This window comes from Raineya sp., from assembly GCF_053497555.1.
On the sequence record NZ_JBRCWE010000109.1, the window covers coordinates 1 to 11,394 of the forward strand.

Consider the following 11,394-nt stretch of genomic DNA (forward strand, 5'->3'; position numbering starts at 1 on the left):
GGTATTAGGCGATAAAATCAATGCTTGGTTGGCGGCGGCGGCTTTCAATGTTAGAAAGTGGCTCAATCGCTTTCTTTTTTGCCTCCAAAAAATTTTCACTTTTTGCCAAATTTTTGCCTCAAATCTTTTTCAACTCAAACTCAAAACTACTTTTTAAGGGACGATTAAATATTTTTCAAGTACCTTCTACAAACTTCTTGGGCTTTTTTTTATCTTGCGGGCAAAACACTTCAAACTCTCAAATCTATGACAAACAAAGTTTTAGTTATTGCAAAAGTAGTGCTTTGGCTAATTTTTGCTCAATTTTCTGTTGCTCAAAGCACGCAACCTGTTCCGCTCAATCCCAAAGTGAGAGTCGGAAAGCTCTCGAATGGGCTAACTTATTACATTCAACAAAACAGCAAGCCCGAAAAACGTGTAGAGCTACGTTTGGCTGTAAATGCAGGCTCGGTGCTGGAAACCGAAAAACAACTGGGTTTGGCTCACTTTGTTGAGCATATGCTATTTAATGGTACTAAAAAATTCCCAAAAAACGAAATAGTAAGCTATTTGCAATCTATTGGCGTACAATTTGGCGGCGATTTGAACGCCTACACCAGCTTTGATGAAACCGTGTATATGTTGCCTGTACCTACCGATAAGCCCGAACTCGTAGATAAAGGTTTAGAAATCTTACGCGAGTGGGCGGCTAATGCAACTTTTGACCCTGCCGAAATTGACAAAGAAAGAGGCGTGGTTTTGGAAGAATGGCGTTTAGGACGCGGTGCCGAGCAAAGAATGCTGGACAAACAATTTCCCATTATTCTCAAAGGCTCTCAATATGCCAAGCGTTTGCCTATTGGTACAGAAAAAGTGCTAAAAACTTTCAAACATCAAGAGGCTATCAATTTTTACAAAGATTGGTATCGCCCTAATCTAATGGCAGTGGTAGTGGTTGGAGATATAGATGTAAATGCTATGGAGCAAAAAATCAAAAATCTATTCGGCGACCTCAAAAACCCTGAAAAAGAAAAGCCTCGTACCTCATTTCCCGTTCCCGACCACAAAGAAATGCTCATTACGATTGTTTCGGATAAAGAAGCCGCTTTCCCCAATGTAGGTTTGCTCTACAAAAAGCCGCCTCGTGAAATAAAAACTGAACAAGACTTCTTTGAAAAGCTCAAAATGGATATTTTCGCAGGTATGCTCAATGAGCGTTTTGATGAAATTCGTCTTTCTTCCAACCCACCTTTTTCAAGTGCAAGTGCCTACTATGGAGATTTTGTAAGAACCAAAGATGGTTTCTCGCTTGATGCTAACACCGATGAAAAAAATCTTATGAATGCTTTGCGTGTTTTACTTACCGAAGTAAAGCGTTTGGAAAAGCACGGCTTTGTGCAACAAGAATTAGACCTCTACAAAAAGAAATATCTTGCCAATCTTGAAAAAAGCTACAACGACCGTGACAAAACCGAATCAGGCACCATTGTTTGGAGCTATGTGAGCCACTTTTTGGAAAATAAACCCGCTCCTGGCATTGAATATACCTACGAATTTGCCAAAAAGCACATAGACAAAATCAAATTGGAAGATTTGAATGGTATCATCAAAACCCTCATTACCAAAGAAAATAGCGTAATTTCTATTCAAGCCCCCGAAAAGGCTGGATTCAAAATCCCTACCGAAAAAGAAGTAAAAGCTATTTTGGCAGAAGTAGAAAAAGCAGAGGTGAAGCCTTACGAAGCCAAAAAAGTAGCTCAATCGCTTTCCGAGGGCATAAAAATCAATGCTGGTAAAATTGTAGCAGAAAAGAAATTGGAAAAAAGTGGTATCACCGAACTTACTCTTTCCAATGGAGCAAAAGTTATTCTCAAACCTACTGATTTCAAAAATGATGAAATCATCATTTCAGCTTTCAGTAATGGTGGCTACTCGCTTGCCAGCGATGCAGATGTACATTCTGCCAGCTATATTTCGCAAGTAATTACCGAAAGCGGTATCAACAACCTTTCACAAACCGAAATGAAAAAGGCAATGGCAGGCAAAAATGTACGTATAAGTCCTTTCATTTCCGATTTGCAAGAAGGTTTCAATGGATCTACTACTCCCAAAGATTTAGAAACCGCAATGGAGCTAATGCACCTGTATTTTGTTGCTCCTCGCAAAGACCAAGAAGCCTTTAATTCAAAAATGCAAAGAGATAAAGCGTTTTTAGGCAATTTGCTTTCAAATCCTCAATTCTACTTCTTTTTAGAATTTTCCAAAATCTTGTACAATAACCACCCTCGTACGGTTACTTTCTTGCCCGAATTTGATAAAATCAGTTACGAAAAAGGCTTTGCTTTCTATAAAGACCGCTTCGCCGATGCTTCTGACTTTAATTTTATTTTTGTGGGTGCATTCAAAATAGAGGAAATCAAACCTTTGATTGAAAAATACCTCGCTTCCCTGCCCAGCACAAACAGAAAAGAAAATTGGAAAGATAATAATATCACTTATCCCAAAGCCCCTATGGATAAAACTATCCAAAAAGGTTCAGACCCCAAAAGTTTTGTGCAAATCGTTTTTGCTGGTTACGACAATGCACCTTTCGATTTCAAAAACTATTTTGCCATTTCTGCCCTTAGTGAACTTTTGGACATCAAACTCATTGAAAAGATACGTGAAGAAAGTTCAGGAGCTTACACCGTAGGTGCAGAAGGCAATATTAGCAAATATCCTCGTAATTCTTATTTTTTCAGTATTAGCTTCCCTTGCGACCCCAAACGCGTTGATGAACTCACCAAACAGGCTTTGGAAGAAGTTGAAAAAATACAGAAAGGTAATATTGATGAAAAAGACCTTGACAAAGTAAAAGAACAACGCAAACGCAAAATGGAAGTAGATATCAAAACCAATCGTTATTGGGCAGGTGCTTTGCAAAATTATTATTTCCTTGGCAACAACCCCGAAATGATTGTAGATTGGGAAAGCCGTCTTGCTTGGATTACCAAAGAACTAATGCAAAATACCGCCAAAAAATATATCAATACCAAAGAGTATATCCGAGTAGTTTTGAAACCAGAGGATAAAAAGTAAAATTTCGCCGAGCAAAAAGGCTCATTCGTCTAAAATCATTTTTTAGAACCGCTGAAACCAAGTATTTTTGTTGCAAATAGTTTTAGTGGTGTTTTTAGCAACATTAAAGTTGCGTGGAAACGACAAAACCTGTGGCTTTGTCGTTTTTTTATTTTTGCATTGAAGGCAGATGCTTTTCCAAAATTTTTACCAAATTTTCCAATCCTTTTTGGTCAGTTTCCGAAAAATCGTTCAGCTTATCACTATCTATATCCAAAACCGCTACCACTTTGCCTCCCTGAAAAACAGGCACAACAATTTCAGATTTAGAAAGTGAGCTACAAGCAATGTGTCCGGGAAAAGCCTCTACATCAGGCACTAATATAGTACGTTCCTCTTTCCAAACTGTACCACAAACCCCTTTGCCATAGCCTATACGCGTACAAGCAAGCGTACCCTGAAAAGGTGCAAGCACCAATTCATTCCCTTTTACCCAATAAAAACCTATCCAAAAAAAGCCAAATGCTTCTTTTAGCACCGCTACAAAATTGGCAAGGTTAGCGATTAGGTCTTTTTCTTGCGAAAGCAAAGCCTCCATTTGCAAACCCAGAGCCTCGTAAATTTCCGCCCTATTTTCTGTTTGAGGAATAAAAAGTGTTTCTGCCATAAATGATAATTTTTTTCAAACTTAAATCCATACTTTTAACGAACAAATAGTTTTTGTATTTTTGAGAAAATTCAAAAAATATGCAATCCGAACTTTCGGCAAAGGCTCACGAAGTTTTGCAAAAGTATTGGGGCTACTCCAAATTCAGACCTTTACAGGAAGAAATTATCCTTTCGGTACTAGAAGGCAACGATACACTTGCCCTTTTGCCCACAGGTGGCGGAAAATCCCTTTGCTTCCAAGTGCCTGCAATGTGTTTGGAAGGCATTTGCATTGTCATTTCGCCGCTCATTGCCCTAATGAAAGACCAAGTCGAAAATTTACGTAAAAAAGGCATTTCCGCTTTTGCCATTTTTACAGGAATGAGCCGCCGTGAAATTGATATTATTCTTGACCACTGCGTTTTTGGGAAAGTAAAATTTTTGTACGTTTCGCCCGAACGCCTGCAAACAGATATTTTTCGTGAGCGGCTCAAAAAAATGCAAGTCGCTCTGCTTGCCATAGACGAAGCCCACTGCATTTCGCAATGGGGTTACGATTTTCGTCCTCCCTACTTGCAAATTGCCGAAATTCGTGAACTTATCCCCGATGTTCCTTGCATAGCCCTCACGGCTACAGCTACCGATGTAGTAAAAGGCGATATTCAAGAAAAATTACATTTTAAGTCTAATCGGAAGGTTTTTCAGAAAAGTTTTGCTCGGGCAAATCTTTCGTATTCGTGCTTTTACGAAGAAAATAAACTTCAAAAACTTTTGCAAATTCTGCAAAATGTACAAGGTTCGGCGGTAGTGTATGCCAACTCTCGTAAAAAGGTTCAGGAAATTGCCCAAGTGCTTGCCCAACATAAAATCAGTGCCGATTTCTACCACGCAGGACTAAAAAACGAAGAACGCAACCGCAAGCAAGAACTTTGGATAAAAAACAAAATTCGTGTTATTGTAGCTACCAATGCCTTTGGAATGGGCATCGATAAGCCCGATGTGCGGGTAGTTGTGCATTGGGAATTGCCAAGCTCTTTGGAAGCCTACTATCAGGAAGCAGGCAGAGCAGGCAGAGATGAAAAAAAAGCCTATGCTGTAGCTCTTTACGATAAAAATGATCTTGATAACTTGCAAATTCAGGTCTTAAAATCTTATCCTGCACCTGCCACCATTCGGAATGTTTATCAGATGCTTGCTAACTATTACCAACTTGCCGTAGGTAGCGGTGCAATGGCAAGTTTTGATTTTGACTTCAACGATTTTATCAAAACCTTCAATTTAGATGCCAACGAGGCACATTTTTCGCTCAAAATTCTCTGCGATGAAAACATCTTGCATTTGAGCGAGGCGTACTTTAGTCCTTCTAAATTGCTTTTTTTGCTAAATCATAACGATTTGTATGCCTTTCAGATTGCCAACAAGAATGCCGAGCCCATCATTCAGTTACTTTTGCGAATGTATGGGGGCGAACTGCTGACACACTTTTGCAAAATATCCGAGCAAGCCATTGCTCAAAAAGCAGGTACAAGCATTGAAAACGTTATCCGAACCCTTGAAAATTTAGAAAAAATGAGGGTGGTTATTTACGAAAAACAAAAAGATAAACCTCAACTTACTTTTATTGTACCTCGCCAAAATGCAGAAAATTTGCAATTAGATTGGCAAAAAATCAATCAACGCAAGGAAAGGGATTTGCGTAAAGCCAAAGCGGTTATCCATTACGCACAACACGAAAGTCGTTGCCGAACACAGCTTCTTTTAGAGTATTTTGGTGAAATTTCTTACGAACCCTGTGGCATTTGCGATATTTGTCTGAAAAAGAAAAAAGAAAAAAGGCTTAGTGAGCATTATTACGAACTCTATCGTGAAAAAATCCTCAAAGCTCTTGAATTTCAAAGCCTGACGATTGAAGAACTTATTCTTACCATTCAGCCTCGTACTCGTGAGGCTCTTGTAGAGGCTTTACAAAAAATTATTGAAGTAGGCGAAGTAGAAATGAGCGAAAACCACAAACTAAAAAAAGTAATTTAACGTTTCGTTTCAAGCTCAGATGCTCACACATTTGGTTTGAAATTTGCAATTATCCAACTAAAACTCTTTTTGCTATGATTTATTCTTGGTTACTTCTTTTTTGGCAAATGTGGATTTTCTCCCCACAAGGTACAGGAAAATTGAAGATTGAAATTATTGAAATTCGCAATCAGAAAGGGAAAGTTTTGGTAAATCTTTTTGATAAAGCCAAAGGTTTCCCAACGAACTTCCAGCTTGCCCTGCGTACTGCCGAATTAGAAATTCCTGAAAGTAAAAAAGTATTTGTAGAATTTGATAATTTACCCTATGGCGATTATGCCGTTTCGGTACTTCACGATGAGAACGATAACAAAAAAATGGATTACACCCTCATTGGCTTACCCAAAGAAGGGTATTGCTTTTCCAACAACTACCGACCAAAAATCAAAAATCCAAGTTTCAGACAAGCAGGCTTCTTTTTAGAACGCCCCCTGAAAACGCTTCAACTCAAAATGATTTATCCATAAAAAAGGGGCTAATTGCCCCTTTTTACTACAAGGCTTCAAAAATTCCTGCAACTCCTTGTCCGCCTCCTACGCAAGCTGTTACCATTCCATACTTTACTTTTCGGCGTTTCATTTCGTTGAAAAGCTGTACAGAAAGTTTTGCTCCCGAACAACCCAGTGGGTGTCCCAAAGCGATAGCTCCACCATTTACATTGGTAATGTTGCGGTCAATGCCCAATTCATTGATAACAGCAAGACTTTGAGCGGCAAAGGCTTCGTTGAGTTCAATTAAGCCAATATCCGAAAGGTTCAGACCTGCTTTTTGCAAAGCCTTGGGAATTGCGGCTACGGGTCCTATGCCCATAATGCGAGGTTCTACGCCCATTACTGCATAAGACATCATTCGGGCAATAGGTTTCAAACCCAGCTCATTCACCAATCTTTCAGACATTACCATTACGAAAGCGGCACCATCAGAAGTTTGCGAAGAATTACCCGCCGTTACGCTCCCCCCTGCGGCAAAAGCAGGTTTGAGTTTCGCCAAAGCCTCCATAGTGGTATCGGCACGGGGTCCTTCGTCAGTATCTACTACCCAAGATTTTTTCTTCTTTTTGCCATTTTCTACATATACTTCCTCTACACTTACAGGCACAATTTCGTCTTTGAACTTGCCCGTCTTGATAGCCTCAATAGCTCTTTGATGTGAAATATAAGCGAACTCATCTTGAGCATCGCGATTGATTTTGTAGTCTTTAGCAACCTGCTCGGCAGTAAGCCCCATACTCAGATAATAGTCGGGGTGTTGGGTAGCTACTTGAAAGTTCAAAGCGGGTTTATAGCCCATCATAGGTACAAGCGACATAGACTCAGTACCTCCTGCGATAATACAATCTGCCATTCCTGAATGGATTCGTTGCGAAGCCAAGGCAATCGCCTCCAAACCTGAACCGCAATAGCGATTTATCACAAACCCAGGTACATTGACAGGTAAAGACTGCAAAGCAATCATTCTGCCGATTTGCATTCCTTGTTCGGCTTCGGGAATGGCACAACCTACAATCAAATCCTCTACGTGTGAGGCGTCAAAATTTGGGATAGATTTTACCAAATGCTTAATCACCTCTGCGGCGAGGTCATCGGGGCGAGTAAAACGAAAGCCCCCTTTTTTTGCTTTTCCTACGGCTGTACGATAGCCTGCTACGATGTATGCGTTCATTTTCTTGGTAGTTAGTAGTTAGTAATTAGTATTGAGTACATTTTATACCCAAACTACATTTTTTGCATTACCTTTTTAAGGTTGAAAATCATTTTTTGAATTTCATCAATATCCTTTTCAAGTTGAGTTAGAGATGTACTTTCTATGTACAAGAGATTTTGAGTAATAATGAGTTGAGTGTTTAATTCGCAACAAGAGGCATTTGCCACGGAAAGAAAATGTACAAAGTCCTTTGTAGTATTTCGTCCTGCTCCCTCTGCAATATTAGAAGGAATAGAAATGGCAGATCTACGAATCTGACTAACCAGTCCAAATTTTTCATCAGAAGGAAAATTCTCGGTTAGTTGATAAACCCTCGTTACCAAATTCATAGATTTTTGCCAAACTTTTAGCTCTTTGTAATTGTGCATAATTAAAACTTCATTTTCTCAACTTTATACTCATTACTCTGTACTCAAAAACTAATTTCTCAGCGGTTTTCCTGTCGTCAAGATGCTTTGGATACGTTCAAGAGTTTTCTTTTCGCCACAAAGTGAAAGGAAGGCTTCACGCTCCAAATCTAAAAGATATTGCTCTGAAACGAGTTGAGGGCTTGTTAGGTCGCCGCCTGTCATTACGTAGGCGAGTTTTTCAGCAATTTTGGCATCGTGTTCGCTAATGTAATTACCATAAAGCATACCTACAATGCCCGCTTTGAGCGTAGCCAGAGCCGTTCTGCCCAAGACCTTGATATCTTCTCTTTGTTTAGGCTGTGTATAACCCATTTCTGCAAGTTCTATGGCTTTGGCTTTGGCTTCGGCAAGATGAAAAGCACGATTCAGACCAATGGTATCGCTTTTACGCAAGTAACCAATTTCCATAGCTTCGTGAGCCGAAGTAGCTACTTTAGCAGTGGCAATATTCATAAAGGCAGTTTGCAAGTTATTGAACTCTACATCTCCTTCTTGGAACGAATCGGAAACTCTTAAAGTCATTTCTTTCGAGCCACCTCCCGCAGGAATAAGCCCTACCCCAAACTCTACAAGTCCCATATAGGTTTCTGCGTGGGCGTGTATGTGGTCGGCGTGTAAATTTAGCTCGCAACCTCCCCCCAAGGCAAGCCCTGCGGGTGCAGTAACCACAGGAATAGCCGAATAACGGGCTCGCATCATTGTTTTTTGGAATTGAGCAATCATCAAATTGATTTCGTCCCACTCTTGCTCAATAGCAAACATCATCAGCATTGCCAAATTCGCCCCTGCCGAAAAGTTTTCGGCATTTGAGCCAATCACCAAGCCTCTAAAATCTTTTTCAGCAATTTCAATTGCCCGATTGATACCCTCTATCACTTCTGCTCCGATAGAGTTCATTTTGGTATGAAACTCCAAGCCCAAAATGCCATCGCCTAAATCAAAGAGTGTAGAGCCTGCATTGCCCCAAACTTTGTTTGTTTTGCGGATATTATCTAAAATGATAATCTCGCCACTTTTCTGAATAGGCTTGTAAGACTTGGAAGGTATATCGTAATACAATTGTTTGCCATTTTCTAACTTATAGAAAGCTGTATTACCAGCGGTAAGCATTTCTTGCACCCAAGGAGCAACTTTTTTACCTGCTTCTTGAATCAGCTGACAGCCATACTCTATGCCGATAGTATCCCAAGTTTCAAAAGGTCCTACTTCCCAACCGAAGCCTGCACATACGGCATCATCAATCTGATAGAGGTGGTCTGCAATTTCGGGAATACGATTGGCTACGTATGCAAAAAGAGAACCAAAAGTTTTGCGATAAAATTCTCCTGCTTGGTCATCGGCTTTGATAAGTACAGGCAAACGTTCTTTGACTTTATCAATCATTTTAGTTGCCTCCAAAGCCTTGAATTTCACTTTTTCTTGGGGTTTGTATTCAAAAGTTTTGAGGTCAAGGGCAAAAATTTCTTTGGTTTCCTTATCTTTTTTGTAATAGCCCTGCCCCGATTTATCACCAAGCCAATTTTTTTCTTTCAAAAACTCCAAAGATTTAGGCAAACGAAAAGCCTCTTTGCTTTCATCGTGAGGAACATTTTGAGCCAAACCATTGGCAACAAGAATCATAGTATCAAGCCCTACTACATCAAGCGTGCGAAAAGTAGCGGATTTTGGTCTGCCCAACACAGGACCCGTGAGTTTATCCACAGCTTCTACACTCAACCCCATAGCCTCAATAGTATGCAGGGCGTCCATAATGGCATACACCCCCACACGATTGGCAATAAATGCGGGTGTATCTTTGCAGAGAACGGTAGTTTTACCCAAGATTTGAGCCCCGTACTCCATCAAAAATTCTACTACTTCGGGCTTGGTATGCTCGGTAGGGATAATTTCCAAAAGTTTCAGGTAACGAGGCGGATTGAAAAAGTGCGTTCCGCAGAAATGAGCCTTGAAGTCTTCGCTTCTACCTTCTGCCATCATTCGGATAGGAATCCCTGATGTATTAGAGGTGATGAGCGTGCCTTTTTTGCGATACTTTTCAACTTGTTCAAAAACCTTCTGTTTAATATCCAAACGCTCTACAACCACTTCAATAATCCAATCCGCAGAGGCAATTTCGGGCATATTGTCTTCAAAATTGCCCAATTTGATACGGCTGGCAAACTTTTCGTTGTAAAGGGCGGCAGGCTTGGCTTTCAGCGTATTTTCAAAAGCCGTTTTTACAATACGATTTCGTACTTCGGGACTTTCTAAGGTAAGCCCTTTGGCTTGCTCTTCGGGGCTAAGCTCTTTGGGAGCTATATCCATCAAAAGCACTTCTGCTCCGATATTGGCAAAATGGCAAGCGATACGGCTTCCCATTACACCCGCCCCCAAAACTGCCACCTTTCGGATACGGCGAGTTTCGTAGGCTTTTTGCACACGAGGTTTTTCTACGGTTGTTTCCATTGTTTTTTGTGGATTTTTCAGAACAAAACGGGAAATTTGAGGTAAAATTACAAAAAATATTCTGCTTGCATACTATTTTTAAGAAAAATTTTATCGTACTTGCTTAAAAGAGCAAAATTTTTATAGTTTTGCAAGATACACATTAAGCGATGAAAATATGCCCTCCATACTTGAAAAACTGATTACAATTCCCCCCAACACCCTATAGAGGAAGTAATTTTCTCTGCTTTTGTTCATCAACCCATTGCCCGATTAGATAAATTTTTTGCCTTACAAGATAAATTACATTTCAACCAAGTTCAACAACAGGAAAGTTTTATTGATAGTCAAAAAGTTTTTACAGGTTTAGAATTTGGTTTAATCAACGAAAAAGGGCAAATACAAAAGTTATTACAAATAAAAAACAAAAAAAATAGTAGTCTAATCAGCTTTCACGAGTTAGCCTACACACGTTGGGCTGAATTTAAGCCATTTATTTTGGAAAAAGTTTTATTTTACATTGAAATACACAGAGGCTTATACATTGACGCAATCAGTTTAACTTATATTGATACTTTTCGTTGGGAAAACCCAATAGAGCCAATACCTTTGAAAGAAATTTTTAATGAAGATGCTCTACCCAAATCCTTGTATGACTCAAACGATATTTTCACGTTATCTTTGAATAAAATTAGCCAAAAAAACAACCAAGAATACAATAACCAATTAGATATAGATGTTAGAAAAATCAGGGAAACTGAACCCTATACAAAACTTTCAGTAATTCACACAGTTAATCTGCTTGCATACACAGAAGATTTAGGAGATATTTTAGCGAATAGCTGGATAGAGCAATCTTTGGAATTTGCTCATCAAATCAACAAAGAAAAAATGAAGGAGTTGTTTAAGGAGAATATCTGTCTTGAAAAAATGAACCTTAAAATCTAAAAATTTATGCTTTACCCTAATCCTATCTCTCAAAATGCCAATGTACGTACTCATCCAGCTCGTAAGTATTCATTCGTCGTCCCTTAAAAAGTAGTTTTGAGTTTGAGTTGAAAAAGATTTGAGGCAAAAATTTGGCAAAAAGTGAAAATTTTTT

General features: G+C 39.4%; 8 protein-coding genes. 4 read left to right on the forward strand and 4 right to left on the reverse strand.

Annotated elements, in window-relative coordinates; genetic code table 11:
* Window positions 1-246: 246 nt before the first annotated feature.
* Window positions 247-3,057, forward strand: coding sequence for a M16 family metallopeptidase (locus ACWITO_RS13825; protein ID WP_448530581.1), 2,811 nt, complete (start codon window positions 247-249; stop codon window positions 3,055-3,057).
* A 148-nt stretch (window positions 3,058-3,205) separates the two neighbouring features.
* Here the strand turns inward: ACWITO_RS13825 and ACWITO_RS13830 are convergent, their stop codons facing one another.
* Complete coding sequence (locus tag ACWITO_RS13830; RefSeq protein ID WP_448530582.1) at window positions 3,206-3,703, reverse strand: GAF domain-containing protein; 498 nt, start codon at window positions 3,701-3,703, stop codon at window positions 3,206-3,208.
* Window positions 3,704-3,783: 80 nt separating this feature from the next.
* On the opposite strand from ACWITO_RS13830, the gene ACWITO_RS13835 reads away from it, so the two are divergent.
* Together ACWITO_RS13835 and ACWITO_RS13840 are read left to right on the forward strand one after the other, a co-directional pair.
* The gene (locus tag ACWITO_RS13835; RefSeq protein WP_448530583.1) at window positions 3,784-5,715 is read left to right on the forward strand and encodes a RecQ family ATP-dependent DNA helicase; all 1,932 of its coding nucleotides are present in this window, start codon (window positions 3,784-3,786) and stop codon (window positions 5,713-5,715) included.
* A 74-nt stretch (window positions 5,716-5,789) separates the two neighbouring features.
* Entirely contained in the window at window positions 5,790-6,221 is a 432-nt protein-coding gene (locus ACWITO_RS13840) for a DUF2141 domain-containing protein (RefSeq protein WP_448530584.1), read from the forward strand.
* Between the two features lie 25 nt (window positions 6,222-6,246).
* On the opposite strand, the gene ACWITO_RS13845 is transcribed toward ACWITO_RS13840, so the two are convergent.
* From ACWITO_RS13845 to ACWITO_RS13855, 3 genes are read right to left on the reverse strand one after another with little or no spacing between them, the layout of a single operon-like run.
* Window positions 6,247-7,416 (reverse strand): thiolase family protein, encoded by a 1,170-nt coding sequence (locus ACWITO_RS13845; RefSeq protein ID WP_448530585.1) that lies wholly within the window; start codon window positions 7,414-7,416, stop codon window positions 6,247-6,249.
* Window positions 7,417-7,469: 53 nt separating this feature from the next.
* Window positions 7,470-7,826, reverse strand: a complete 357-nt coding sequence (locus ACWITO_RS13850) for a four helix bundle protein (protein ID WP_448530586.1) — start codon at window positions 7,824-7,826, stop codon at window positions 7,470-7,472.
* A 51-nt stretch (window positions 7,827-7,877) separates the two neighbouring features.
* Window positions 7,878-10,313 carry a 3-hydroxyacyl-CoA dehydrogenase/enoyl-CoA hydratase family protein gene (locus ACWITO_RS13855; RefSeq protein ID WP_448530587.1) on the reverse strand — a complete coding sequence of 812 codons (2,436 nt, stop codon included), beginning with the start codon at window positions 10,311-10,313 and terminating at the stop codon, window positions 7,878-7,880.
* 204 nt (window positions 10,314-10,517) lie between these two features.
* On the opposite strand from ACWITO_RS13855, the gene ACWITO_RS13860 reads away from it, so the two are divergent.
* Entirely contained in the window at window positions 10,518-11,240 is a 723-nt protein-coding gene (locus ACWITO_RS13860) for a TIGR04255 family protein (protein ID WP_448530588.1), read from the forward strand.
* Window positions 11,241-11,394: the final 154 nt, after the last annotated feature.